The following is a 25,063-nucleotide window of genomic DNA, read 5'->3' on the forward strand; positions in this document are numbered from 1 at the left end:
GTGGTGGCCAGGAGCAGGGCGACGATGTAGGCGATGAGGTGGTCGCGGCTCATGGCGAGGTCTCCGCGCAGCCACGTCGTGACGGTCTCCCAGAGTCCGGCGGTGATGGTGAGTGCCGTGAGGTGGAGATCCTGGTCCGGGAGGTCTACCTCGTCCAGCAGCTCGTGGACCTCGGCGATGAAGATGTCGGCGAACGCATGGATGATCTTGGTCTTGCGGTCCTGGAGCGCCGGTGACGCGGAGAACTCGCGGGCCATGACGTGGGTGCGGCGGGGGTCCTCGGCGAGGAAGTCGAAGATGGCCGACACCGCGGCCCGGGTGCGGGTGGCCATGTGCCGGGGGGCGTTGCGGGCCGCGGCGCGGATCGCCGTCATGCCCTGGACGGCCTGGTCGTCGACGGCGGCCAGGAGCAGGCTGTCCAGGTCGGGGAAGCTCTCGTAGAAGTACCGGTCGTTGAGGCCGGCGTGGCCGGAGACGCCACGGACGGTCACCACCCGCCAGCCCTCGGTGCCCAGCAGATCCCAGGCCGCCTCCATGAGGGCGGCGCGCCGCTGGGCCTTGCGCTCGGCCGCCGGCACGCCCTTGTACGGCCGCGTGGCCGGTCCGTGCTGGCTCATGGTCCTGATTGTGCCGTACTCCTTGACGTCCCCGGCCAAAGTTGGTGATAGTTGACACCAGATTTTCTGGTGGCGCCCATCACCAGATAGAGAGGCGGTAACCGTGCGTGGACCATCGGCCGAGGCGGCCCCCACCGACCTGAGCGACCTGCGTTTCTGGGCGAGGCCGCCGGAGGAGCGGGCGGCGGTGTTCGCCGACCTGCGTGAACGCGACCTGCAGTTCTTCGAGTTGCCCAAGATGCCGTTCCTGCCACGGAGCCCCGGCTACTGGGCGGTCGTCCGGCACGCCGACGTCGCGGAGATCAGCCGGCTGCCCAAGGTGTTCTCCAGCGAGCCGAGCGCGACCGCCCCGGCGGACATGCCGAACTGGATGAACAAGTACTTCAACTCGATGATCGACATGGACGATCCGCGGCACGCCAAGATCCGGCGGATCGTCTCCAAGGCGTTCACGCCCAAGGTCCTGGCCAAGGCCGAGGACGACATCGCCGCGCGGGCGAGGCGGATCGTGGACGAACTCGTCCAGACCGGGCCGTGCGACTTCGTGGAGGAGGTGGCGTCCCGGCTGCCGACCGAGGTCATCTGCGACATGCTCGGCATCCCCGCCCAGCACCATCGGCGGGTCATCAAGCTGACCAACATCATCGTGGGCTACTCCGACCCCGAGTACGTCGGCGATGGCCTCCGCTACGTCGACGGAGAGGCGAAACTCGGCCGCCTGTCCACCATGAGGCTGCTCGGCACGGTGGCACGGGCCGGATGGGAACTGCACCGGCTCGCGGCCCGGATCGGCCGCCGGCGGCGCGCCCGGCCCACCGGCGACCTGACCTCGCTCCTGGTCAACGCCAACCTCGACGGCGAACGGCTGAGCCCGCGCGAGTTCGGGGCGTTCTTCCTCCTGCTGGTGGTCGCCGGCAACGAGACGACCCGGAACGCGCTCGCCCACGGCCTCAGACTGCTCACCGACCACCCCGACCAGCGTGCGCTCCTGCTGGCCGACTTCGACGCACGGATCGGCGGGGCGGTGGAGGAGATCGTCCGCTACTCCTCCCCGGTGATCTTCATGCGCCGCAACGTGACCCGCGACCACGAGCTGAACGGCCACCGGTTCCGCAAGGGCGACAAGATCAACATGTTCTACCTGTCGGCGAACCGGGACGAGGCCGTCTTCGCCGACCCCGACGTCTTCGACATCACCCGCTCACCCAACCCGCACCTCGGGTTCGGCGGACCCGGACCGCACTTCTGCCTGGGCGCCAACCTCGCCCGCAGGGAGATCACCGTGATGTTCCGCGAGCTCCTGACCCGGCTCCCCGACATCTCCGCAGGCGAACCCGACCGGCTGCTCTCGGGCTTCATCAACGGCTACAAGCGACTGCCCTGCTCCTTCACCGCCCCCGACAGCGCCCCGGCCACGGCGTCCACGGGGACGTCGGACTAGAAGACCGGATCAGAAGAGGCGTCGCGCCGGAACCGTGCCGGGCGCCGGACCGCCCGGCCGCCCGGCCGCTTCACGTCGTCATTCGCCCTTGTAGACGGCGGGTCGCTTCTCCTTGAACGCCAGGGAGCCCTCCTTGGCGTCCTGGGAGCCGATGACGGGCCAGCCGATCTCGTCGGAGATCTTGAGGGCGTCCTCTTCGGAGAGGTGCTCGGTCTCGCGGTACGTGCGCAGGATGCCCTGGACGGCCAGGGGGCCGCACTCGGCGATCTGGCCGGCCAGTTCGCGGGCGGCGGCGAGGGCGGTGCCGTCCGGGACGACCTTGTTGACCAGGCCCATGTCGAGGGCCTCCTGCGGGGTCACCGAGCGGGCGGTCAGCAGGATGTCCATCGCGTTGGCGTAGCCGATCTGGCGGGGGAGCCGGATCGCGGAGCCGCCCATGGGGAACAGGCCGCGCTTCGCCTCGTACAGGCCGAGCGTGGCGCCCTCGGCGACGACGCGCAGGTCGGTGCCGACCAGCAGTTCGGTTCCGCCCGCGACGGCGTAGCCCTCGATGGCGCAGATGAGCGGCTTGGTGGGCTGCCCCTCGCGGAGGAGGCCCTTCCAGTGGAAGTTGGGGATCTGCGCCATGCGCTCCTGGACGCGCGGGTCGGACGGCGTCTGTCCCATGGCCTTCAGGTCGGCGCCGGCGCAGAACGTGCCCTCGGCCCCGGTGAGGATGCCGACGCGGACCTCTGGCGTCTCGGACATGTAGGCCCAGGCGTCCGCGAGACCCACCAGCATGGACGAGCTGAGCGCGTTGCGCGCCTCGGGCCGGTTCATCGTGACGATGACGACGTGGCCGTCGCGCTCGACGATGCAGTGCTCGGTGCTGATGGGCAGCCGTTCCGCCATGGTTCCTCCACTCAAGATGCCAAACGAGAACAGATTCTAGTTAGACCGCTGCCCTACCGGTAGGGGTTGATAAGCAAAACGAGAACGTGATCTACTTTGGACGCCGGGGCGCCGCCGGGTGACGGCGCTCACCGTGCTCACGTAGGGAGATCCGATGGGGTCATTGGGCTTTTGGCGGCTGGCACAGGCCGATCCCGAGTGGGTCGCGGCCGTCGATCCGGACGGGACGAAGTACTCCGCGGGCGATCTGCTGGCCCGCTCGAACAGGGTCGTCCACGGGCTTCGCGCACTCGGCCTGAAGAACGGCGACGGCTTCAGCGCGCTCGTCCCGAACGGCGTCGACGGGCTCGTCCTGTATCTGGCGGCGCTGCAGGCCGGCTGGTACTACACGCCGATCAACTGGCATCTGGCGGGACCGGAGATCGGCTACATCGTCGCCGACAGCGACGCCAAGGCGTTCTTCGTCCACGAGCGGTACGCCGCCGAGGGCGTGCCGGCCGGCGCGGAGATCGAGGCCCACCGGCGGTTCGCGATCGGGAACGTCGAAGGCTTCCGCCCGTACGAGGAACTGGTCGAGGGCCAGCCCGACACGGCGCCGGACGAGCGGACCAACGGCGCGACGATGCACTACACGTCCGGGACGACCGGGCGCCCGAAGGGCGTCAAGCGGGCGCTGATGGGCATCGACCCCGACGACAGCGCCGAGCTGATGACCTTCCTGCTGACCCTGTTCGGCATCACGCCGGGCCGTCCGGCAGGGGGCGAGCAGCAGGCCCATCTGATCACCTCACCGAACTACCACACGGCCGTCACCCAGTTCGGCGGCACGGCCCTCCACATGGGTCATACCCTTGTCTACACGGACCGGTGGGACGCCGAAGACACTCTGAGAATGATCCAGGAACACGGCGTGAGCAATACCCACATGGTGCCGACGCACTTCAAGCGGCTCCTCGCCCTGCCTGACGACGTCAAGTCCAGGTACGACGTGTCGAGCATGAAGTGGGCGATCCACGCGGCCGCGCCGTGCCCCGTGCCGATCAAGCAGCAGATGCTCGAATGGTGGGGCGACTGCATCTGGGAGTACTACGCGGCGACCGAGGGCGGCGGGACGATCGCCAGCCCCGCCGACTGGCGCGACCACCCCGGGACGGTCGGCAACGCGTGGCCGATCAGCGAGATCCTCATCGTGGACGACGACGGCGAGCCCGTCCCGGCCGGGACGAACGGCACGATCTACATGAAGATGGCCGGCGTCGAGTTCGAGTACAAGGGCGACAAGGAGAAGACGGAGAAGAACCGCCTGAAGGACTTCTTCACCGTCGGGGACATCGGCTACCTCACCGACGACGGGTTCCTGTTCCTGTCCGACCGCAAGTCCGACATGATCATCTCGGGCGGGGCGAACATCTACCCGGCCGAGATCGAGAACGAGATCACCATGCATCCGAAGGTCGCGGACGTGGCCGTGTTCGGCATCCCGGACGACGAGTGGGGCGAGCAGATCAAGGCCGTCGTGGAGCCCGCCGAGGGCACCGCACCCGGCGACGAGCTGACGGCCGACATCCTCAAGTCGCTGGAGGGACGGCTCGCCAAGATGAAGTGGCCGAAGTCCATCGACTACATCGAGACGATGCCGCGCGAGCCGAACGGCAAGCTCCTCAAGCGCAAGCTGCGGGACCCGTATTGGAAGGACCGCGACAGTGCCATCTAACACGGCCGACCCCAACCACGTCATCGGGTTCCCCGGGGGCTACACCCGCTCGGTCGGCCCGGTCATCGGCCGGTTCCTGAGCGAGCTGCGGGACGGCCGGATGGTCGGCATCCGGACGGCGGGCGGGCGGGTGCTCGTCCCGCCGACCGAGTACGACCCGGACACCGGCGAGGACGTGACGGACGAGTTCGTCGGGGTCGGACCCGCCGGCACGGTGACCACCTGGTCGTGGGTGCCGCGTCCGGCGAAGGAACACCCCTTCGATCGTCCCTTCGCGTGGGCGCTGATCCGGCCCGACGGTGCCGACACCGCCCTCGTGCACGCGCTCGACCTCGGCGAGTTCGAGCCGGGCGCCGAGCCGCCGAAGGTCCTCAAGACCGGGCTGCGGGTCCGGCCGAAGTGGCGCGCCGAGCGCACCGGGACGATCGGCGACATCGAGTGCTTCCGCCCCGAGGTCACGATGATCAACCCGCAGGCGCAGCTGGAGTTCCGGCTGCGGGGCGGGCGCGCCATGCACCGCTTCCTGGAGGGCATCTCGCAGGGCCGGATCACCGGCCACCGGTGCCCGGAGTGCGGGGACGTCATCGTCCCGATGAAGGGGCTGTGCGCCCGCGACGGGGTGCAGACCACCGAAGAGGTCGAGCTGCCCGACACCGGCACCCTCACCACGTTCGCGGTCAACAACATCCCCGACCCGCGCGCCCCCGACGTGCCGTTCGTGTCCGGGTACGTCCTGCTGGACGGCGCCGACGTGCCGATGCTGACGCTGGTCGCGGGCATCCCGGCCGACCAGGTCCGGATGGGCATGCGGGTCAAGGCGGCGTGGCGTCCGCGCGAGGAGTGGGACGCGAGCATGAACAACATCAAATGGTTCGAGCCGATCGACGAACCCGATGTGCCCTTCGAAGAGATCAAGGACCACCTCTGATGCGTGACGTTGCCGTCGTCGCCTTCGTTCAGAGCGAGCACACGGGCGAGGACCAGGGCCTGCTGGAGACCGAGATCCTCGCCCCGGTGATCGGCGAGATCAAGGAGCGGACCGGGCTGTCGCGGTTCGGGTTCACCTGCTCCGGGTCGTGCGACTACCTCCAGGGCGCGCCGTTCGCGTTCGTCTCGGCGCTGGACACGGTCGGCGCGTGGCCGCCGATCGCCGAGAGCCATGTGGAGATGGACGGCGCGTGGGCGCTCTACGAGGCGTGGGTGAAGCTACAGCTCGGTGAGGTCGACACGGCCCTGGTGTACGGGTTCGGCAAGTCGTCGCAGAGCGACACACGCGCGATCTTCAGCCAGCAGCTCGACCCGTACTACCTGGCGCCGCTCGGCGTCGACCAGGTGTCGCTGGCCGCGCTGCAGGCCCGTGCCTACCTGGAGCGGTCGGGCGCCAAGGAGGACGACCTGCGCGCGATCGCCGCACGGTCCCGGGCGTCCGGGCGCGACAACCCGTTCGCGCTGCACCTGCCGGACCCGGCGGAACTCTCCGATGAGGCGGCCGGCTACGACATCGCGCCGCTGCGCCCCTACGACGTCGCGCCGGACACCGACGGCGCGGCCGCGATCGTCCTCGCGTCCGGAGACAGGGCGCGGGAGCTGTGCGAACGGCCCGCGTGGATCACCGGGATCGACCACCGCAGCGAGCCGCACTCCCCGGGCGTCCGCGACCTGACCCGCTCGGAGTCGGCGCGGATCGCGGGGGAGAAGTCCGGCGCGGCCGGGGTCGACGTCGCGGAGCTGCACGCCCAGTACAGCCACGAGGAGCTGATCCTGCGGGAGGCCCTCGGCCTTGGCGAGGACGTCGTGGTCAACCCGTCCGGCGGTGCGCTGTCGGCCAATCCGCTGATGGCCGCCGGCCTGATCCGGATCGGCGAGGCCGCGTCCCGCATCCACGCCGGGACGGCGTCCCGCGCGCTGGGCCATGCGACGTCCGGCCCCTGCCTGCAGCAGAACCTGGTCTGCGTCATGTCGGGAGAGAGCAATGAGTAACCCGTGCGCGGTCATCGGCGTCGGGCAGACGCAGTACAAGACCAAGCGCCTGGACGTGTCCATGGCGGGGCTCCTGCGCGAGGCCGCCAAGCGGGCCCTCGACGACGCCGGGCTGACCTGGAAGGACATCGACGCGATCGTCGTCGGCAAGGCGCCCGACCTGTTCGAGGGCGTGGTGATGCCCGAGGTGTTCCTGGCCGACGCCCTCGGCGCCACCGGCAAACCCCTCATCCGGGTGCACACCGCCGGTTCGGTCGGCGGGTCCACCGCGATCGTCGCGGCGAACCTGGTGCAGAGCGGGGTGCACGACCGCGTCCTCACGCTGGCGTGGGAGAAGCAGTCGGAGTCCAACGCGACATGGGCGCTGACCGTGAACTCGCCGTTCACGACGTCGCTGGTGGTGGGCGCGGGCGGCTACTTCGCCCCGCACATCCGCGCTTACATGCGCCAGTCCGGCGCCCCCGACCACATCGGGCACCTGGTGGCCGTCAAGGACCGGGAGAACGCGCTGCGGAACCCGTACGCGCATCTGAAGATTCCGGGCATCTCCCGCGAGATCGTCGAGTCCACGCCGATGCTGTGGGAGCCGATCCGCTACCTGGACACGTGCCCGTCGTCGGACGGCGCGTGCGCGATGGTCCTGGCCTCCGAGGACGCCGCCAAGAAGGCCCCCGGCAAGCCCGCCTGGGTCCAGGCGACATCGATGCGGTCGGAGCCGATGTCCTTCGCCAAGCGCGACAACGTGAGCCCGCAGGCCGGCAAGGACTGCGCCGCACAGGTCTACAAGGACGCCGGGATCACCGACCCGCGCAGGGAACTCGACTGCGCCGAGGTGTACGTCCCGTTCTCCTGGTACGAGCCGATGTGGCTGGAGAACCTCGGGTTCTGCGGCGAAGGCGAGGGCTGGAAGCTCACCGAGGCCGGGGCGACGGCCATGGACGGCGACATCCCGTGGAACCCGTCCGGCGGCGTGCTGTCGTCGAACCCGATCGGCGCGTCCGGGATGATCCGGTTCGCGGAGGCGGCGCTGCAGGTACGCGGGCAGGCCGGCGACCACCAGGTGGACGGTGCGCGCCGCGCGCTCGGCCACGCCTACGGCGGCGGCGCCCAGTTCTTCGCCATGTGGGTGGTCGGAAGCGACAAACCCTGATTGTCTAAATCAAAGGCGCGACAACCCCTCCGGAGGCCCTCCGATGGAGTACAACCACGCTGATCTGTTCGAGGGAGTCGCGGACGCGATCGGGGACCGTGTGGCCCTGATCTGCGGCGACCGGCGCCTCACCTACGCCGAGATGGACGAGCACGCGAACCGCCTGGCGCATCATCTGGAGGACGCGGGCGTGCGGCCCGGCCAGCATGTCGCCGTCCAGCTCTACAACGGCATCGAGTACGCGGCGGCGATGCTGGCCCTGCTGAAGATCCGGGCCGTGCCCATCAACATCAACTACCGGTACGTGGAGAGCGAGCTGCTCTACGTCTACCGGGACTCCGACAGTGTCGCGCTCCTGTACGACGTCGAGTTCGAGGACCGGGTCGCGGCGACCGTCCCGGAGGTGCCCGAGCTGAGGCATCTCATCGCGGTGGGCGGCACGCCGTCCATCCCGGGTGCGATCGCCTACGAGGACGCGGTGCGGGACGCCGCCGGAACGCGGGGCTTCCCGGCGCGTTCCGCCGACGACCTCTACATCATCTACACGGGCGGGACGACCGGGATGCCGAAGGGCGTCATCTGGTCGACCGAGCAGATCCTGTTCGCGTTCTGGAACCCGACGCTGCCGCGTCCCTCGAAGCCCGAGGACATGGTGGAGTACGCCCGCAACGGCGGCCCGCTGATCATGATGCCGGTCGCGCCGCTGATGCACGGTGCGGCACAGCTGAGCACGTGGATCGGCTGGTTCATGGGCGCCACGCTCGTCTACACGCGCAAGTTCGACGCGGCCGACGTGTGGCGCACGATCGAGCGCGAGAAGGTGAACTCGCTGACGATCACCGGTGACGCGATGGCGATCCCGATGGCGGAGGAACTGGCCCGCGGCGGCTACGACACCTCGTCGCTGTTCGTCTTCGTCTCCACGGGCGCGATCTTCACCGGAACCGTCCGCGACCGCGTCCAGACGCTGCTGCCGAACACGATGATCATGGACCGGTTCGGGTCGACGGAGTCGGGCTCGACGGCGGAGGCGGTGTCGGGATCGACGCCCGAGAAGGGGCTGCGGTTCGCGCCGGACGTGGAGGACGTCACCGTCCTGGACGACGCGTTCCAGCCCGTCAAGCCGGGGTCGGGCGTCATCGGCCAGGTCGCCCGGACCGGGCATATCGCGCAGGGCTACTACAACGACCCGGAGAAGACGGCGAAGACGTTCCCCGTGGTGGACGGGCGGCGCTGGCTGCTCACCGGCGACATCGCCACCGTGGAGGAGGACGGCTCGATCGCCGTGTACGGGCGGGGCTCGCAGGCCATCAACACCGGCGGCGAGAAGGTGTTCCCGGAGGAGGTCGAGGCCGTCCTGAAGGGCCATCCGGCCGTGTACGACGCGGTGGTGACGGGGATCCCGGACGAGCGTTGGGGCAACCGCGTCGCGGCGGTGATCCAGCCGTCCGGTCCCGGTGGGCCGCCGGCGGTCGAGGACCTGGACGCGCACTGCCGCAAGGACCTGTCCGGCTACAAGGTGCCGCGCGCGTACGCGTTCGTGGACGAGATGAAGCGTTCCCCGGCGGGCAAGGCCGACTACCGCTGGGCGAAGCAGGTCGCCGAGGAGGCGCAGAAATAGAGAAGCCCGGGAAAGGGTCGGCCCCGAACCTTCGTGGGATTCGGGGCCAGGAGCGGACCTCTGTTAGTGGCCCTAATGAAAACATCGTAGGGGCCGTTCCGTAATGCTCCGATCATCACACGTGTAGCCTTCGCCACACGTGGTCCCACCCCGGCCGGTGGTGTGACGTGGCCGCCCACTAGAATCTCCGGCACAGAGTCGCTCTTGAGGTGAGCTTCTCTATGTCAGAGAAAGGGAGGGTGGGGCGTGCCGACCCCGGAGCGCGACCGGCTGGCGGGCGAGCTGCAGTCCGCGATGCAGCGCAGCACGATGTTCACGGTGCTGCTGCACCATGCCACCGCGAGCAAGGCGGGCATGAACGTCACCGACGCGCAGTGCGTGCACGCGCTGCTGCTCGACGGCCCGCAGACGCCCGGCCGGCTGGCGCAGCTCATGGGCATCACGACCGGCGGCGCCATCACCGCCGTGATCGACCGGCTGGAGAAGGCGGGATACGTCCGGCGCACCCGCGACCCCGACGACCGCCGCCGCGTGATCGTCGAACTCGTCGAGGAGAGCGCCGACCGGTTCGCCCGGTACTTCGAGCCGATCAGCCGCCTCTTCCGTGAGCGGCTCGACGGCTACACCGACGAGCAGATCGCCCTGCTGCTGGACTGGGTCCGCCAGTACACCGAGGCGGTGCCCCAGGTCATCGAAGAGGTGAGAAAGCGTTCCTGACCCCGCTCGGCGTGGTCCGGGCCGGGGAGTCACCCCATCGGCTCCGGGACGGCCCCCGCCAGTCCCGGAGCCGATCGGGGTCGGTCCAGGAACGGCAGCGGCGGTCCCCCCGGCCGCGGCGGCCGTCCCTGGAGTCTGCGGCCCGAACGTCTCCCGACAATCGGGCGTCAGGGGACCCCTGACCGCTACGCCGCAGGTCACACAGTTTTCGGACGGTGACTTCAGTCACAATGCGGATTTTCGGCCGCACTTCTGGCGCCCGCCGCTATTGGACGCACAGTCCGATCTGCCAGAATCCGGGAATGGCCGACTCCTCGCGCGCGTCCCGCCGTCTCGCCACGCTCATGGCCGGCATGGGGGCACTGCACCTGATCGCCCCGAAGCCGTTCGACGCGCTCATCCCCGAGCGGCTCCCCGGCCGCCCGAGGACCTGGACCCACCTCAGCGGCGCCGCCGAACTGGCCTGCGCCGCCGCCGTCGCGTACCCGCGCACCCGCAAGGCGGGGGCGCTGGCCACGGCGGGCCTGATGGCGGCGGTGTACCCCGCCAACGTCAAGATGGCCCGCGACTGGCGCGACAAGCCGCTGCCGATGCGCGCCGCCGCCTACGGCCGGCTCCCGCTCCAGGCGCCCCTCATCGGCTGGGCCCTGCACGTCGCCCGCGAGTCCGGCTGAGTGTCGCCCATCGCCTCCCTCCCGGGGCTCCGCGGTGAGATCATGCACGGCATGAACACGCACGCCATGAACACGCCCGGCATGAACGCGCCCGGCATGAACGCGCGACGGGACCGCCGCTGACGTGGAGCCGCTCCGTCCCGAGGACCCCGCCGAGATCGGCGGGTACCCGCTGGTCGCCCGCGTCGGCGCGGGCGGCATGGGCCAGGTGTATCTGGGGCTCACCGGCGGTGGCCGGCACATCGCCCTCAAGGTGATCCGCGAGGACTTCGAGGGCCCGCAGGCGCTCGCCCGCTTCCGCCGCGAGGTCGCCACCGTCGAGCGGGTGCGCAGCCGGTTCGCCGCCGCGATGGTCGGCGCCGGGCTGGACGCGCCGCCGTACTGGCTGGCGACCGAGTACGTTCCCGGCCCGACGCTCCGCCAGGCCGTCGCCGAGCACGGGCCGCTGCCGGCGGACACCTGCCTGCGGCTGCTCGGCGCCCTGGCCCAGGGGCTGCTGGACATCCACGGGCAGGGCGTCCAGCACCGCGACCTCAAGCCCGGCAACGTGATCCTCGCCCCGGACGGCCCGCGCCTGATCGACTTCGGCATCGCCCGCGGCGAGGGCCAGACGCAGATCACCCAGACCGGCGCGTGGAACGGCACCCCCGGGTACGTCGCGCCCGAGGTCGTCCGCGAGCAGGAGCCCGTGCCCGCGTCGGACGTGTTCTCGCTCGCCGGCACCATCGCCTACGCCGCCACGGGACGCCCGCCGTTCGGGGGCGGCCGCATCGAGGCCATCATCCACCGCACGCTCGACGGCGAGATCGACCTCGACGGAGCCGACCCGCGCGTGGCCGAACTCGTCCGGCGCTGTGCCGAGAAGGAGCCGGGCTCGCGGATCGCACTGGCGGAACTGGTCGGCGAGACGGCGTCGCCGTTCGCTCTCGCCGACGATCCCGTCTACCGGGAGCGCGTGGGCGTGCCCCCACCGGTCCCGGCCAGCGTCGCGGACGCCGCCTCGTCCGGGCTCGTCCGGCCGGAGCGGTTCCGGACGCCCGCCACGGGCGGGACGGGCCCGCGCTCGCGCGCCGCCGTCATCGCCGCGGGCGCCGCGATCGTCGTGGTCGTCCTGGGCGGCGCGTTCGCCGCACGGTCGGTGTTCAACGACGACGCCCAGGGCGGCGGGAACGCCGCCCGGTCCGGCGGGCCGCAGGCCAACGGCGGTCCGGCGGCCGGCGGCACGGCGGACGGCGGTGCCTCCGCGGCACCGGGCGGTTCGCCCGCGGGCCGGTCTCCCGGCGCCGGCGGCCGCCCGCCCGACAAGATCTTCCTGAAGCAGCCCACCGCGGACTTCAGCGCCACGGAGTTCTCCCCGGGCGACTCCACCTGCCTGCCCGCCGTCCGCCCCGAGGACGAGAGCCTCTCCGGCCAGCTCCAGGTCTCCGCTCCGCGCCGGCCGCACAGCGGCGAGACCGTCGACTTCAGCATGCGGTTCAAGTACGAGCGGCCGTCCGGCTACTACGTCGCCGCCCAGCTCCGCCCGCCGGGACCGCACGGCAGCGCGGGACCCGGATGGATGCAGAGCAAGCCGCATCTGTACCCGGCCGCCCCGTCCGGGGTCGAGCTCACCTTCCCGGACGACTTCGTGTGGGACGGTTCAGGAGCCGGTACGGACCCGGAGTTGCGAGCGGGCGTCTGGACGATCGTCTGGCTGCACGTCCACTCCAACGGCGACGCCGTCTACATCGGCTGCGACGGCTTCACGGCCGCCTAAGGCCGAACACGGCCTGGCCGAATCGCCGGGCCGGTCACATGGTCACCGGACCGTGATGACCGCCGAGCCGTGGCCGAAGAGGCCCTGGTTCACGGCGATGCCCGCGCGGGCGTTCTCGACCTGGCGGTCCTCGGCCTGGCCGCGCAGCTGCCAGGTCAGCTCGCACACCTGGGCGATGGCCTGCGCCGGGATCGCCTCACCGAAGGACGCGAGCCCGCCGCTCGGGTTGACCGGGACGCGGCCGCCGAGCGTCGTGGCGCCGGACCGGAGCAGTTCCTCGGCGCCGCCGGGCTCGCAGAGGCCGATGTCCTCGTACCAGTCCAGCTCCAGGGCCGTGGACAGGTCGTACACCTCGGCGAGCGACAGGTCCTCCGGCCCGATCCCCGCCTCCTCGTAGGCGGCGTGCGCGATCGCGGAGCGGAACGGGCGCTCGGGCTCCGGGGCCGTCATCGCCGAGTCCGTGGCGAAGTCGGGCAGGTCCAGGACGGTCTTGGGGAACGTCGGCGTCACCGTCGACAGCCCCGGGATGCGCACGGGGTCGGTGATGCCGTGCCGCCGCGCGAAGTCCATCGACGTCAGCACCAGGGCCGCGCCGCCGTCGCTGGTCGCGCAGATGTCCAGGAGGCGCAGCGGGTCGGCGACCACGGCGGACTCGCGGACGTCCTCCAGGCTCACCTCCTTGCGGTACCGGGCGTTCGGGTTCGCCAGCCCGTGCCGCGCGTTCTTCACCTTCACGGCGGCGAAGTCGTCCAGCGTCGCGCCGTGCATCGCCATCCGGCGGCGCGCGTAGAGCGCGAAGTAGATCGGGTTGGTCGCGCCGAGCAGCCGGAACCGCAGCCAGTCGGGGTCGTCCGGACGGTCGCCGCCGACGGGCTTGAAGAACCCCTTCGGCGCGGCGTCCGCGCCCACGACCAGCGCCACGTCGCACAGGCCCGCGAGGATCCGCGCACGCGCGTTGTCGATGGCCTGCGCCCCGGAGGCGCACGCCGCGTACGAGCTGGACACCCGCGCGCCCGACCAGCCGAGCGCCTGCGCGAACGTGGCGCCGGCGATGAACCCGGGGTACCCGTTGCGGATGGTGTCCGCGCCCGCGACGTACTGGACGTCCGGCCACGCGATGCCCGCGTCGGCCAGCGCGGCCCGCGCCGCCGCCAGCCCGTACTCGACGAAGTTGCGCCCCCACTTGCCCCACGGATGCATCCCGGCACCCAACACGGCGATATCGCGGCTCATCGCAGGGGCCTCCACATCCAGACGGTGTACTCGGCTTCGTCGTCCTCGTAGAGGACGCCTTCGGTCAGTTCGACCTCCATGCCGACTTCGAGGTCGTCGACGGTGGTGCCGGGGGCGACCATGCCGAGGACGACCATGCGCTCGGCTTCGAGTTCGACGGCCGCGACCGTGTACGGGACGAACGGGTCGGGGGAGACGTACGGGGGAGGCGGTTTGTAGCGGGAGTCGGCGTAGGACCAGACGCGGCCGCGTCCGGACAGGGCGTAGGGCTCCAGCTCCGAGCCGTCCTTCGGGCCCGTGCAGCCGGGGTTGCGGCAGGCCAGCTCGTTGCGCGGGAAGTACGGCGTTCCGCAGGACGAGCAGCGGGTGCCCAGCAGCCGGACGCCGCCGTCCCCGGTGTCCCCCGTGGTGGCGTTCCCGGTGGTGAACCAGCCCTCGATCGCCGGACGGCGTTCCTTGGTCGTGGCCACTCGGCTCCCTCCCTCATCCGGTACCGGGCGCAGCGTATCAATCTAACGATCGTTAGAAAGATTGCCGTCCGATGAGCGGGACCGGCGGCCCCCGGGCGGTCCCCGGGCGGAGTGGCGGAGCCAGGTAACTGACTCGTCAGTCACTTCGGTACAGTGAACCGAGTCGAATTCTGCCCAGACTGCCCACAGGCTGCGAACACGTAGGGAGAGTGCGGATGCGGACTGGACTTGAGGGGAAGACGGCCCTGGTCACCGGGGCCTCGCGGGGTATCGGAAAGGCGATCGCCACCGCCCTCGCCGCCGAGGGCGCCAACGTCGTGCTCTCCTCGCGCAAGCAGGAGGCGCTGGACGAGGTCGCCAAGGAGATCGGCACGGCGCACCCCGGCGCGGGCATCCTCGCCAAGGCCGCGCACGTGGGCCACGCCGACGAGGCCGCGGCCGCGGTGGACGCCGCCGTCGCCGAGTTCGGCGGCCTGGACATCCTGGTCAACAACGCCGGGACCAACCCCTACTACGGCCCCATGGCCGAGATCGAGCCCGCCGCCGCCGCGAAGACCGTCGAGGTCAACCAGTTCGCGATCGTCCAGTGGACGCAGCTCGCGCTGCGGGCGTCCATGGCCGAGCGGGGCGGCTCCGTCATCAACATCGCCTCCGTCGGCGGGATGATCACCGAGCACGGCATCGGCTACTACAACGCCACCAAGGCCGCCGTCATCCACCTCAGCCGCCAGTTCGCGATGGAGCTGGCGCCGAAGGTCCGCGTCAACTGCATCGCGCCGGGCCTGGTCAAGACCCACCTCGCCCGCGCCCTGTGGGAGCCGAACGAGGCGCAGATCAGCAAGCACATGCCGCTCGCCCGGCTCGGCGAACCCGAGGACATCGCCCACGCGGCGGTGTTCCTCGCCGGCGACGTGTCGTCCTGGATGACCGGGCAGACCATGGTCGTGGACGGCGGCGCCACCATCCGCGCCTCGGTCGCCTGAGGAGGGCAACATGTCACGCTGGGGACTGACCATTCCGATGACCGGGCTCACGCTGCCCGAGCACAAGGAGATCGTCGCGGAGCTGTCCGGGCTCGGCTACACCGACGCCTGGTCCGCCGAGACCAACGGCACCGACGCGTTCACGCCGCTGGCGCTCGCCTCGCAGTGGGATCCCGGGCTGCGCCTCGGCCCGGCGATCGTGCCCGTCTACACGCGCGGCCCCGCGCTGCTGGCGCAGCAGGCCGCGACGCTCGCCGGCCTCGCGCCCGGACGGTTCGTGCTGGGCATCGGCACCTCGTCCGACACCATCGTGGAGCGCTGGAACGGCATCCCGTTCGAGGAGCCCTACAAGCGCACCCGCGACACGCTGCGCTTCCTCCGCAAGGCACTCGCGGGGGAGAAGGTGAAGGAGGAGTACGACACCTTCGCCGTCAAGGGCTTCAAGCTGGACAACGTGCCCGAGACGCCGCCGCCCATCGTGCTCGCGGCCCTGCGTCCCGGCATGCTGCGGCTCGCCGCCCGCGAGGCCGACGGCGCGATCACCAACTGGCTGGCCCCCAAGGACGTCCGGACGGTGCGCGGCGAGATCGGCGACGAGCCCGAGCTGATCGCGCGGCTGTTCGTCTGCCCGACCGGCGACGCCGAGGAGGCCCGCGCGATCGGCCGCTGGATGATCGCCGCGTACATGACGGTCCCCGTCTACCGCGCGTTCCACGAGTGGCTCGGGCGCGGTGAGGCGCTGCGCCCGATGAACGAGGCGTGGGCGGCCGGCGACCGCAAGAAGGCCCTGGAGGTCATCCCGGACGAGGTCGTCGACGACCTGATCGTGCACGGGTCCCCGGCCGAGTGCCGCGCCCGCGTCCGCGAGTACGTCGACAGCGGCCTGACCACGCCCGTCCTGGCCGTGGTCCCAGGTGGCGGCCTCTCCGGGGCCGAGGCCGTCCGCGCCCTCGCCCCCAGCGCGGGCTGAGTGGCGGGCTGAGATCATCCGATCACGTCCCGGGGTTTACCGGCGTGAGGATCGGGGAGGGTGGGGCAGATCCGATCCAAGTAAGACAGAGACGTGAGGAGCTGATCGTGCTCACGCTGACCAGCGGTGCCGTCCAGGTCATAAGAACCGTGACCGCGAACCCGGAGCTTCCGCCGGAGACGGGCATCCGCATCGAGTCCGGGCTCGACGGCTCGGACGCCCTGCGGCTCTCGGTCGCCCCGGCCCCCGAAGCCGGTGACCAGGTCGTCGAGGAAGAGGGCGCCAAGGTGTACCTGGAGCCCGGCGTCGCCGAGATGCTGGACGACAAGACCCTGGACGCCCAGGTCGACCCGCAGGGAGACGTGGCGTTCACCATCGCCGAGGGATCAGAGGGAACCCCCGCCTAGACCCGGGGCGGGCTTGACACGAGCTTGCGAAGCCGGGGCGCCGACGAGGTCGGTCGCCCCGGCTTTCAGCGATCTTCTAGCGAGGAACCCCGGTACGTTCAGTGCCGGGAGGAATCGCTTCCCTCGTGTACGGGGGCGCTAGCGCCGCCTGAGCCGGTTGTTGTGCAAGGCACGCGCTGTCGGTGGGTAATGTTATGGTCACGCCATGAAGTTGGCGGTGCAGGTGAGGTTGCTGCCGACGGCTGTCCAGGCCGCCGCGCTGGCCGAGTCCCTGCACGCCAACCTCCGCGCCGGGAACCTCGGTCGCCCCGGTTCCAAACGCCGCACCCGCGCCAAGGGCAAACCGATCGTGTTCCGGCCGGAGGCGGCGCAGCCGTTCGACCTGCGGAACCTGTCGATCGCGCCCGACGCCGGGACGGTGTCGATCTGGACCACCCGGGGCCGGTGCAAGGACATCGCCTTCGCCTGCTCCACCCGGACACGCAAGACACTGGCCGAGTCCCCGCGCGGCGAGTCGGACCTGCTGCACCGGGACGGCAAGTGGCTGCTGCTGGTCACCGTCGACGTCCCGGAGGAGCCCCTGAACGCCGATCCCGGTGGGTTCGTCGGTGTGGATCTGGGCATCGCCAACATCGCCACCACCTCGTCGGGGTACCGGGCGGCCGGGCGCGGGCTGAACCGGCACCGGGCCCGCCAGGCCGCGCTGCGCCGCAAGCTGCAGCACAAACGGACCAAGGCCGCCAAGCGTGTGCTGAAGCGGCAGCGCCGCCGGGAGCGGCGGCGCGCCACCGATGTCAACCACTGTGTGTCGAAACGGATCGTGGCCGAGGCTGAACGCACCGGGTACGGGATCGCCCTGGAAGACTTGACGGGCATCCGCTCCCGGGTACGGCACCGAAGGCCCCAACGGGCCGCGTTCCACTCCTGGGCGTTCGCCCAGCTCGCATCATTCATCTGCTACAAGGCCCACCGCGCCGGAATCCCCGTGGTGTTCGTCGACCCGGCCCATACCTCGCAGAGGTGCGCCGACTGCGGCCACTGCAGCCGCCGCAACCGGGTGAGCCAAGCCTTGTTCGTCTGCCGGGGCTGCGGCGTCGTTGCGCACGCAGACCTCAACGCCTCCCGCAACATCGCCCACCGGGCGGTTGCTGCGTGGGACGCGGGGCGGCAGTCATCCGCCCCTGCACCCGACCCCTGACCGGGGCCGGGTGCTGGACGCGGCAGGCACCCCGGCAGCCAGCCGGAACCTAGCCGCAAGCTCGGCCGTTCACGGCTGAGAAGCTGACCTCATCGCCATGACGACGGCCACCACCGCGAACAGGAAGGCCACGGTGGTGAGGATCATGAAAGCGGCGATCACCGCGCAGGCAAGGCCGCGTGGCTGGTCGTGCCAGTTTGCATAGCGTTCGCGCAACTGCCGGTCCAGTTCTTTCCGGGACGGCCGTCCCGCGTCCGGGGGGTCGGGCGAGGGCGGGGTCGTCACGATCGCAAGTCTCCCAGACCGGCGGCTGCGCGATTCCATCACTCCGGAAAGGACGGGTGGGGGCCGAGCGCCCAGTACTCGTAGAGGCCGTAGCCCGTCGTGACGTCGGTCGGCTGGGCGCCGTCCGCGTACTCGTAGCGTCCGACCGCGTCGACCATGCCCCACATGCGGGCGGCGTCGTCGGGTTTGCGGGTGTCGTAGGCGACGCCCTGCACCTTGAGGTCGGGGCCCTGGTACATGCCGTGCTTCCAGTCGGGTTCCAGCCCGTAGCCGGTGCCGACCATCAGGTGGACGGGCAGGATCGGCGTCGCGCGGACCTCGAACGCCTCGCCGCCGGGCGGGGCGAACCGGAGCGTGGCGGTGATGACGTCGCGGGTGCCTTCCGCGTACACGGGGATGTACTCGGGACGGCCGAGGTACTCGGGCTCACGGTCGGGCCAGACCCGGGTGGCCTCTTCCAGGACGCGGCGTCCCTTCTCGTCCTCCTGGATGATGCAGAGGATCGAATGGTCCTCGAACTGCATCGGCGTGTACAGCCAGTAGAACGTTCCCGCGTTGTTGACCTGGATGCCCGGCGGTTCCGGCTCGCCCACGGGACGGATGCCCCAGGAGCGGTCGCGGGAGCCCCACCAGTGGTCGGGGGTGACGTCGATGGTCTCGCCGTCGACCGTGATGGTGCCCGTCCAGCGGCCGGTCTGCGCGATGCGCCGCGAGTCGAACACGACCCGTTCCTGCCAGCGCAGGTAGTGCGGAGCCTCCAGCGTGGCGGGGACCGACCCCTCCCAGGTGAGGTCGAACGCGAGGCCGTGTTCTCTTGCGGCTGGATCGTTCTCGTCCAGGACGACCCGGAGCCGCTTCAGGCCCTCGAGCACCTCCACGCGGAACGGGCCGACCGTGGTGTTCATGCGGTCGGCGCCCAGCTCGCGGGACGCGCGGACGACCTTGTGCGCCGGGCCGCGCCGCACGAGCGCGAACGCGTCCATGACCCCGAGGTTCGGGTACTGCCCGATCCCGATGAGCATCATCATCTCGTCGGAGCACGGGTGGACGTTGAAGTAGTAGCGGTCGTAGAAGTTGCGGTCGGACGTCGTGACGTGCCGCATCACCTCGGGTGCCTGGTGGACCGGGTAGTCGTCGAGGGGCGAGAGCGTCACGGACGTGCCTCCAGTATGCGAGCGAGCAGCTGCGTGCAGTTGTTGTTGTAGGGAAAGTCGGCGGTCTCGTCGATCCAGCCGAAGTCGATCATCGCCTGCCCGATCCGGGCCATGACCACCGAGAACCTGAAGCCGGCGAGGATCTCGTAGTACGCCATGTCCCGCATCGGCCGTCCGAGCAGCTCCTCGTAGCGCGCGACCGTCTCCGCGTACGACGGGAAGCCGTCCAGGCGTGCCGCGCCCACGCCCTCGCAGTGGTGGCGGTCGATGAACATGAACCAGGCGAGATCCTCCTCCGGGGCGCCGAGCACCGCCGTCTCCCAGTCGAGGACGGCCGCCGGAACCCCCGCCTGGAAGATCACGTTGCCGATGCGGGCGTCGCCCCAGAGCGCGACGGGGTCGTCGGGCTCGTCGGGACGGTTGGCCTTCAGCCATTCCAGGGCCTTGAGCGCGGTCTCCTGCGGTCCCTTGTAGGCCCAGTGCAGGTAGTGCTCGTAGTAGTTGAGCCGCTGGTCGAGGCCGGGCGCGCCCCAGGCAGGCTGGTCGAGGAAGCCGAGGCCCAGGTCGCGGACGTCCAGCCGGTGCAGGTCCGCGAGGATCTCCAGGGTGGACCACCACATCGCGGCCCGCTCGTCGGGCGGGATCTCGGTCACCCAGCCGTCCATGTGGTACGGCGGCATGTCGGTCGGGACGCGGCCGTCGATGCGGCCCATGACGAAGAACGCGGCGCCGAGCAGGTCTTCGGACGGCTCGTACCAGCGGATCGGGGGCACCGGGATCGCCGTGCGCTCGTGCAGGATCCGCATCAGCCGGTACTGCTCCTCGAACCGCGGCTCGGGGAAGATCTGGTACTTCGCGGGCGCCACCCGCGCCACGAAGGCCTCGCTGTGCGGCGTGCCGTCGCCGCCGGTCCACTCGGCGTCGAACATCAGTGTCTCGTTGGAGAAGCCGCTGGTCTGCGGGGTCTCCAGATGGGGGATCCGGGCGCCGGGCAGACGCCGGCCGAGCCAGTCCGCCAGGCCGCGCCGCGTCAGCTCGGAGTCACGTTGGTCCGGAACGGGCATCGCGCCGCCTCCTTGCGCCGGGTCGCGCCCCGAATTAGAACGTGTTCTATCAACGGGTGCGGGGGTGGTCAATGGGCACGGGCGCCCGGCGTGAAAAAATCGCCCGATGCGCCTCACCAAGCTCGGACACGCCTGCGTCCAGATCACCAAGGACGACCGGACCGTCGTCATCGACCCCGGCACGTTCAGCGCGGCGTCCGGCGCCCTCGCCTCCGCCGACGCCGTCCTGATCACCCATGAGCACTTCGACCACTTCGACGCGGACGCCCTGCGCGCCGCGATGGCCGAGCGCCCCTCGCTGGAGGTGTGGACGTCCCGCGTCGTCGCCGAGACCCTCGCCGACCTCGGCGGGCGCGTCCACCAGGTCGGCCACGGCGACGCCGTCACGGTCGCGGGATTCGACGTCCACGTCTACGGCGAGGACCACGAGATCCTGCACCCCGACCTGCCGCCGATCCCGAACGTCGGCTTCATGCTGGACGGTGAGCTCTTCCACCCCGGGGACGCGCTCACCGTCCCGTCCGAGCCCGTCCCGACGCTGTGCCTGCCCGGCAACGCGCCCTGGATGAAGGCCGTCGACCTCTACCAGTACGCGCGGGCCGTCAACCCGGGACGCGCCTTCGCCATCCATGACGGCCTGCTCAACGACATCGGCCTCAGCGTCATGAACAACCTCCTCAACGGCGCCGGCAAGGACCTCGGCAAGGAGTTCACGCGCATCGCCCCGGGCGCCTCGGTAGACCTGGCCCGCACGTGACCGACGACCTGCAGACCCCCCGTCCCGTCCAGGCCGTCTTCCTCGACATCGGGGAGACGCTGATCAACGAGGGGGAGATCTACGGGCGCTGGGCCGACTGGCTGGGCGTGCCGAGGCACACGTTCCTCGCCAAGCTGGGCGCGCTGCTGGCGACGGGCGGCACCCACATGGACCTCCTCGAGTACTTCCGGCCGGGTTTCGACCTGGAGGAGGAGGAGCGCCGCCGCGCCGAGGCGGGCGTCCCCAACGGGTTCGGGGCGGACGACCTGTACCCGGACGCGCGCGCCTGCCTGTCCGGGCTGCGCGACCAGGGACTCTACGTCGGGATCGCGGGCAACCAGCCGGTCGAGGCGGCCGGGCGGATGGCCGCCCTCGGGCTGGACGCCGACGTCGTCGGGATCTCCGACGTGTGGGGCGTCCAGAAGCCGGCGCAGGAGTTCTACGAGCGCTGCGCGCAGCTCGCCGACGTGCTCCCCGACCGCGTCCTGTACGTGGGGGACCGCATCGACAACGACGTCCGGCCGGTGCTGGCGTTCGGGATGCAGGCGGCGTTCCTGCGGCGCGGCCCGTGGGGGCACATCCAGCAGGACGACGAGGCGCTGAGCGGCTGCCTCTTCGTCCTGAACGACCTGGCCGCCCTCCCGAGACTCGTCGCCGACCACAACGACCGCAACGCCGCCTGACGGTCGACGGGCCCGGCTGCACACCCCCTAAGGGGCATCCCCTAATCCCGCGGGAGGGGACGGAACAGTCCGGACGATGGATGTGGCGCCGCGGCCCCGGTCCGTAGCGTGGGGGACGTGGACGCAAACCGCGACCACGTTCACAACTCGGCGATTCGGGGAGAGAAGAACCCATGAACGGCCTTTACCGTCCACACGGCAACCGGATGATCGCGGGTGTCTGCGCCGGCCTCGGCCGCCGGTTCGGAATGTCCGCCAACACCGTCCGGCTGCTGTTCGCGCTGTCCTGCCTGCTGCCGGGCCCGCAGTTCGTCGTCTACATCGTGCTCTGGGTGATGATGCCGAACGAGGAGCGCCACCTGGCGGGCACCCGCTGAGCGCGCAAGATCATCGATAGCGCTTGGCCGGGCCCGTCCGGAGGTGTTAGATCGTGGCACCACCATCGGACCTTTTCCATCCGGTTCCATCCGGTTCCATCCGGCCGAGCGTCCGGGCTCCGCCCGTGCGGACCCGTGCGGACGGCCGGTGCGGTGAAAGGTCCGTTCCCCGCGGGAAGGGAAGGAGCCGCGGTGCCTGAGGAGGGACCGGGTCCCGGCGCACGCGAGTCCGAACACGCGGCGCGGCTGCTGCGGTTCCTGCGCGACCTGGCGCGAGCTCGCCGGCGACCGTCCCGCGACCTGGCCGGGCACGACCACGTCCACTGGCTGGCGGAGCTGCCCGGCGACGTCTACGTCGAGACGGACGCGGGGCCCGGCGACGTCCTGTTCAGCGTGCCGGTCATCCCGCTGACGCCCCCCGTCGTGCTGGACGAGTTCGACGGCTGGCTCGGACTCCGCAACTGGTACCGGATCCTGCGCGACCTCGCCGGGCACGAAGTGGTGCTCGCCACGGGCCTGCTCGCCTGGCGGCCCGCCGTCCACGACCACCTGCTGAACACGCCCGTGCGGATCGTCGTGGACGAGCGCACCGACCGCGTCGACGTCGTCCTCGCCGGGCCCACGACCCTGCGCGACCGGGACCTGCTGTCCGGCCATCCCGGCTACCGGCCCGCCGACCGGGTGTCGGACGCCGTGCACGCCGGGCAGGGCTTCGGGCTGAACACCTCGGTGGGGGGCGTCCTGCGCGAATGGTGCTCCATCGCGCTGAACACGCCCGCCGACTACCGCGAGGACTGGGCGCCCGGCGCGGACGCCCCCTCGCCCGTCCCGCACCTGCGGCTCGCACCCGCCCTCGTCGTCCGCCCGGCGGGCCGCCGCGCCGTCGCCGACTACCACGCCGCGCTCCTCGGCAACCTGTCCGGAGGCGTCCCCGAAGGTTTCGCGCGGCTCGTGTCGCCGTCCAAGAAGGCACACGTCATGCACGTGCCCGAACGCGCGCCGGAGACCGTCCCGGACCTGCTCGCCGGGCTGCTCACCCGCGGCCACCGCGTGCTGGTCGCCACGTCCGGCGCCACCGCGTCGGGCGCGCTCCGCGCCGCGCTCCCGCCCGGTCTGGCCGACCTCACGGTCGCCGACCCGGCCGTGGCCGGCGCCGCGGCGGACGGGATCCTCGGCGGCGACGCCCCCGACCTGGACGAGCTGGCGGAGCAGGAGAAGGCCGCCGCCCGGTACGTCACCGAGATCGGCGAGCGCCTCCGCGACGGCGCCGGCCGGGACCCCGGCGGCCGCGAACGTCTCCGCGCCGAGGCCCCCGACCTGGCATGGATGCCGGTGCGGCCCGGGATGCCGCCCAGCCCGCCGATCTCCCGGTCCGAAGCCGCGGAACTCGTCGCCCTCCTCGCGGAGGAGACCCCCGAACGCAAGGCCCGCAAGGAGCAGCGCGACGTCGACCCCGGCGCGCTGCCCAGCTCCGCCTACGTCCGCACGCTGATCGAGGCGGAGACCGCGGCGGCCGAACGGGCCGAGCGGTCCAAGACCGACCTGTCCCAGCGCCTCCGCGAGACCGACGTCACCTTCCTCGCCCGCCTCGACGGCAACGCCTCCGTCGTCGCCTCCGCGCTCCGCGACCTCGGCCTGGACGGCGACCCGAGCGGCTGGAACCCCGCCGACCTCGCCGCCCAGGCGCTCGGCGACGCCTTCGCCGAACGCCGCCCCCTCATCTGGTCGCGGGTCGGCGAGATGACGGCCCGCGCCGCATGGGCGGAAGGCGCACTGGCGGAGATCGGCGGCCACCGGATCGACCTCCCCGCCGACGCGGACCTGCGCGGCCTCGCCGCGGCCGCCCAGGACCTCCGCGCGTATCTGGCCGGCGGCGGCGCCCTCAAACGCGGCCCCCTCCGCTCCTCCGCGCAACGCCAGGCCGAGCCCCTCCTCGCCACGGTGAAGGTGGACGGCGCCGCGCCCACCACACCCGAACTGCTCGACCTCGTCCACACCGACCTCATGGTGCGGATCACCTGCCGCGAGCTCCAGTACGTGTGGGAGGCGGCCGGCATCTCGTTCCCCGCCGACCTCCCGCCCACCGAACGCGTCGCCCGTTTCGTCCGCGCCCACGCCCGCCTCGCCCGCATCCGGGAGGCCATGGCCGCCGTGAACGAGACGAGGCAGCTGCTCGACCGCTCCGACCTGAGCGTCCCCCTCGGCCACCCCCACCAGTGGCACGGCTACGTCACCGCCCTCCGCAACGCCCTGGAGGGCCTGGGCGTCAGCCGCGCCGCCGCCGACCTCGCCGCCCTCCGCGACTCGATCGGCCCCGTCGACGACGAGGATCCCCCCGAACTCCAGGCGGCCCTGGACGCCATCGACGCCCGCGACGCCGCCGCCTACGGCCGCGCCCTCGGCGCCCTCGCCGAGACCCGCCACGAACGCTCCCGCCAGATCCGCTGCGAAGAACTCCTCGCCCGCGTCCGCGCGGTCCACCCCGATCTCGCCAACTTCATGATCGCCACCGATGGCGACGAGTCCTGGCGCACCCGCACTCCTCGCTGGGACGAGGCCTGGGGATGGGCCCGGAACGCGTCCCGGCAGACCGTCCCGGCCGAGGAACGCCTCCGCGCCGACCTGTCCAAGGCCGAGGAACGCCTCCGGGGCATCCGCGCCGACCTCACCGCCGCCCGCGCCCGGACCGCCGCCCTCGACGCCGTCCCCGCGTCGCCCGGCGCCCCGTCCGACGTCGTCCCCGCCTGGATCCTCCCGCTCTGGCGCATCCCCGAGACCGTCCCGCCGGAGCCCGGCTCCTTCGACGTCGTGATCGTGGACGGCGAACACCAGGCCGGCGCCGAAGCCCTCTTCCTCCTCTGGCTCGCCCCCCGGATCATTCTGGTCGGCCCTCCCGGCCCCGCCCTGCCGCCCCTGGAGGG

The 25,063-nt window shown here is 71.3% G+C and carries 24 protein-coding genes; 17 read left to right on the forward strand and 7 right to left on the reverse strand.

Annotated elements, in window-relative coordinates; all coding sequences use genetic code 11:
- The coding region (locus E1285_RS27710) for a TetR/AcrR family transcriptional regulator (RefSeq protein WP_132157159.1) at positions 1 to 617 on the reverse strand (617 nt) is incomplete at its 3' end.
- Positions 618 to 720: 103 nt separating this feature from the next.
- Between E1285_RS27710 and E1285_RS27715 the strand changes: the two genes are divergently transcribed.
- Complete coding sequence (locus tag E1285_RS27715) at positions 721 to 2,058, forward strand: cytochrome P450 (protein WP_132157161.1); 1,338 nt, start codon at positions 721 to 723, stop codon at positions 2,056 to 2,058.
- A gap of 78 nt (positions 2,059 to 2,136) precedes the next feature.
- Here the strand turns inward: E1285_RS27715 and E1285_RS27720 are convergent, their stop codons facing one another.
- Entirely contained in the window at positions 2,137 to 2,949 is an 813-nt protein-coding gene (locus E1285_RS27720) for a crotonase/enoyl-CoA hydratase family protein (protein WP_132157163.1), read from the reverse strand.
- 154 nt (positions 2,950 to 3,103) lie between these two features.
- Here E1285_RS27720 and E1285_RS27725 point away from each other — a divergent pair, with 154 nt between their 5' ends.
- From E1285_RS27725 to E1285_RS27760, 8 genes are all read left to right on the forward strand, one after another.
- A complete protein-coding gene (locus E1285_RS27725) occupies positions 3,104 to 4,663 on the forward strand; it encodes an acyl-CoA synthetase (protein ID WP_132157165.1) in 1,560 nt (519 codons plus the stop codon).
- Positions 4,653 to 5,591 (forward strand): OB-fold nucleic acid binding domain-containing protein, encoded by a 939-nt coding sequence (locus E1285_RS27730; protein WP_132157167.1) that lies wholly within the window; start codon positions 4,653 to 4,655, stop codon positions 5,589 to 5,591. The genes E1285_RS27725 and E1285_RS27730 overlap by 11 nt, the downstream gene beginning before the upstream one ends.
- Complete coding sequence (locus E1285_RS27735; RefSeq protein ID WP_132157169.1) at positions 5,591 to 6,643, forward strand: thiolase domain-containing protein; 1,053 nt, start codon at positions 5,591 to 5,593, stop codon at positions 6,641 to 6,643. Before E1285_RS27730 ends, E1285_RS27735 begins: the two co-directional genes overlap by 1 nt.
- The gene (locus tag E1285_RS27740; protein ID WP_132157171.1) at positions 6,636 to 7,793 is read left to right on the forward strand and encodes a thiolase domain-containing protein; all 1,158 of its coding nucleotides are present in this window, start codon (positions 6,636 to 6,638) and stop codon (positions 7,791 to 7,793) included. Before E1285_RS27735 ends, E1285_RS27740 begins: the two co-directional genes overlap by 8 nt.
- Positions 7,794 to 7,836: 43 nt before the next feature.
- Positions 7,837 to 9,414, forward strand: coding sequence for an acyl-CoA synthetase (locus E1285_RS27745; RefSeq protein ID WP_132157173.1), 1,578 nt, complete (start codon positions 7,837 to 7,839; stop codon positions 9,412 to 9,414).
- Between the two features lie 246 nt (positions 9,415 to 9,660).
- A complete protein-coding gene (locus tag E1285_RS27750; RefSeq protein ID WP_207946861.1) occupies positions 9,661 to 10,131 on the forward strand; it encodes a MarR family transcriptional regulator in 471 nt (156 codons plus the stop codon).
- Positions 10,132 to 10,433: 302 nt separating this feature from the next.
- Positions 10,434 to 10,805 (forward strand): hypothetical protein, encoded by a 372-nt coding sequence (locus E1285_RS27755; protein WP_132157175.1) that lies wholly within the window; start codon positions 10,434 to 10,436, stop codon positions 10,803 to 10,805.
- Between the two features lie 124 nt (positions 10,806 to 10,929).
- Positions 10,930 to 12,561 (forward strand): serine/threonine-protein kinase, encoded by a 1,632-nt coding sequence (locus E1285_RS27760; RefSeq protein ID WP_132157177.1) that lies wholly within the window; start codon positions 10,930 to 10,932, stop codon positions 12,559 to 12,561.
- A 42-nt stretch (positions 12,562 to 12,603) separates the two neighbouring features.
- Here the strand turns inward: E1285_RS27760 and E1285_RS27765 are convergent, their stop codons facing one another.
- Positions 12,604 to 13,794 (reverse strand): lipid-transfer protein, encoded by a 1,191-nt coding sequence (locus E1285_RS27765; RefSeq protein WP_132157179.1) that lies wholly within the window; start codon positions 13,792 to 13,794, stop codon positions 12,604 to 12,606.
- Positions 13,791 to 14,264, reverse strand: coding sequence for an OB-fold domain-containing protein (locus tag E1285_RS27770; protein ID WP_132157181.1), 474 nt, complete (start codon positions 14,262 to 14,264; stop codon positions 13,791 to 13,793). The genes E1285_RS27765 and E1285_RS27770 overlap by 4 nt, the downstream gene beginning before the upstream one ends.
- A gap of 215 nt (positions 14,265 to 14,479) precedes the next feature.
- On the opposite strand from E1285_RS27770, the gene E1285_RS27775 reads away from it, so the two are divergent.
- The 4 genes from E1285_RS27775 (at position 14,480) to E1285_RS27790 (ending at position 17,822) form a co-directional block, all read left to right on the forward strand.
- Positions 14,480 to 15,247 carry an SDR family oxidoreductase gene (locus E1285_RS27775; RefSeq protein ID WP_243723088.1) on the forward strand — a complete coding sequence of 256 codons (768 nt, stop codon included), beginning with the start codon at positions 14,480 to 14,482 and terminating at the stop codon, positions 15,245 to 15,247.
- 10 nt (positions 15,248 to 15,257) lie between these two features.
- Positions 15,258 to 16,217 (forward strand): LLM class F420-dependent oxidoreductase, encoded by a 960-nt coding sequence (locus E1285_RS27780; protein WP_132157185.1) that lies wholly within the window; start codon positions 15,258 to 15,260, stop codon positions 16,215 to 16,217.
- Positions 16,218 to 16,324: 107 nt separating this feature from the next.
- The gene (locus E1285_RS27785) at positions 16,325 to 16,624 is read left to right on the forward strand and encodes a Fe-S cluster assembly protein HesB (protein WP_131882376.1); all 300 of its coding nucleotides are present in this window, start codon (positions 16,325 to 16,327) and stop codon (positions 16,622 to 16,624) included.
- A 205-nt stretch (positions 16,625 to 16,829) separates the two neighbouring features.
- On the forward strand, positions 16,830 to 17,822 hold the full coding sequence (locus E1285_RS27790; RefSeq protein ID WP_132157187.1) for an RNA-guided endonuclease TnpB family protein: 993 nt from the start codon (positions 16,830 to 16,832) through the stop codon (positions 17,820 to 17,822).
- A 69-nt stretch (positions 17,823 to 17,891) separates the two neighbouring features.
- Here E1285_RS27790 and E1285_RS27795 read toward each other — a convergent pair whose 3' ends face one another.
- Genes E1285_RS27795 through E1285_RS27805 form a run of 3 tightly spaced genes read right to left on the reverse strand, consistent with a single transcriptional unit; the run spans position 17,892 to position 20,325 of the window.
- Complete coding sequence (locus E1285_RS27795; protein WP_132157189.1) at positions 17,892 to 18,107, reverse strand: hypothetical protein; 216 nt, start codon at positions 18,105 to 18,107, stop codon at positions 17,892 to 17,894.
- Between the two features lie 38 nt (positions 18,108 to 18,145).
- On the reverse strand, positions 18,146 to 19,261 hold the full coding sequence (locus E1285_RS27800) for a hypothetical protein (protein WP_132157191.1): 1,116 nt from the start codon (positions 19,259 to 19,261) through the stop codon (positions 18,146 to 18,148).
- Positions 19,258 to 20,325, reverse strand: a complete 1,068-nt coding sequence (locus E1285_RS27805; protein WP_165966789.1) for a phosphotransferase family protein — start codon at positions 20,323 to 20,325, stop codon at positions 19,258 to 19,260. Before E1285_RS27805 ends, E1285_RS27800 begins: the two co-directional genes overlap by 4 nt.
- A 106-nt stretch (positions 20,326 to 20,431) precedes the next feature.
- Between E1285_RS27805 and E1285_RS27810 the strand changes: the two genes are divergently transcribed.
- The 4 genes from E1285_RS27810 to E1285_RS27825 form a co-directional block, all read left to right on the forward strand.
- Positions 20,432 to 21,082 (forward strand): MBL fold metallo-hydrolase, encoded by a 651-nt coding sequence (locus tag E1285_RS27810; RefSeq protein WP_132157195.1) that lies wholly within the window; start codon positions 20,432 to 20,434, stop codon positions 21,080 to 21,082.
- Positions 21,079 to 21,765 carry an HAD family hydrolase gene (locus E1285_RS27815; RefSeq protein WP_243723089.1) on the forward strand — a complete coding sequence of 229 codons (687 nt, stop codon included), beginning with the start codon at positions 21,079 to 21,081 and terminating at the stop codon, positions 21,763 to 21,765. Before E1285_RS27810 ends, E1285_RS27815 begins: the two co-directional genes overlap by 4 nt.
- A gap of 173 nt (positions 21,766 to 21,938) precedes the next feature.
- A complete protein-coding gene (locus tag E1285_RS27820; RefSeq protein ID WP_132157197.1) occupies positions 21,939 to 22,142 on the forward strand; it encodes a PspC domain-containing protein in 204 nt (67 codons plus the stop codon).
- 192 nt (positions 22,143 to 22,334) lie between these two features.
- Positions 22,335 to 25,063 (forward strand): hypothetical protein (locus E1285_RS27825; RefSeq protein WP_132157199.1); only part of this gene is annotated, 2,729 nt, incomplete at its 3' end.

Origin of the sequence: Actinomadura sp. 7K507 (genome assembly GCF_004348425.1) — a bacterium.
GTDB lineage: Bacteria > Actinomycetota > Actinomycetes > Streptosporangiales > Streptosporangiaceae > Spirillospora.

Bases quoted from the DNA above. Each gene is read 5' to 3' on its own strand.
- E1285_RS27780 (WP_132157185.1), top strand. From the start codon at position 15,258: ATGTCACGCTGGGGACTGACCATTCCGATGACCGGGCTCACGCTGCCC.
- E1285_RS27775 (WP_243723088.1), top strand. From the start codon at position 14,480: ATGCGGACTGGACTTGAGGGGAAGACGGCCCTGGTCACCGGGGCCTCG.
- E1285_RS27765 (WP_132157179.1), bottom strand. From the start codon at position 13,794: ATGAGCCGCGATATCGCCGTGTTGGGTGCCGGGATGCATCCGTGGGGC.
- E1285_RS27810 (WP_132157195.1), top strand. From the start codon at position 20,432: ATGCGCCTCACCAAGCTCGGACACGCCTGCGTCCAGATCACCAAGGAC.
- E1285_RS27745 (WP_132157173.1), top strand. From the start codon at position 7,837: ATGGAGTACAACCACGCTGATCTGTTCGAGGGAGTCGCGGACGCGATC.
- E1285_RS27755 (WP_132157175.1), top strand. From the start codon at position 10,434: ATGGCCGACTCCTCGCGCGCGTCCCGCCGTCTCGCCACGCTCATGGCC.
- E1285_RS27725 (WP_132157165.1), top strand. From the start codon at position 3,104: ATGGGGTCATTGGGCTTTTGGCGGCTGGCACAGGCCGATCCCGAGTGG.
- E1285_RS27720 (WP_132157163.1), bottom strand. From the start codon at position 2,949: ATGGCGGAACGGCTGCCCATCAGCACCGAGCACTGCATCGTCGAGCGC.
- E1285_RS27790 (WP_132157187.1), top strand. From the start codon at position 16,830: ATGAAGTTGGCGGTGCAGGTGAGGTTGCTGCCGACGGCTGTCCAGGCC.
- E1285_RS27735 (WP_132157169.1), top strand. From the start codon at position 5,591: ATGCGTGACGTTGCCGTCGTCGCCTTCGTTCAGAGCGAGCACACGGGC.
- E1285_RS27805 (WP_165966789.1), bottom strand. From the start codon at position 20,325: ATGCCCGTTCCGGACCAACGTGACTCCGAGCTGACGCGGCGCGGCCTG.
- E1285_RS27820 (WP_132157197.1), top strand. From the start codon at position 21,939: ATGAACGGCCTTTACCGTCCACACGGCAACCGGATGATCGCGGGTGTC.
- E1285_RS27740 (WP_132157171.1), top strand. From the start codon at position 6,636: ATGAGTAACCCGTGCGCGGTCATCGGCGTCGGGCAGACGCAGTACAAG.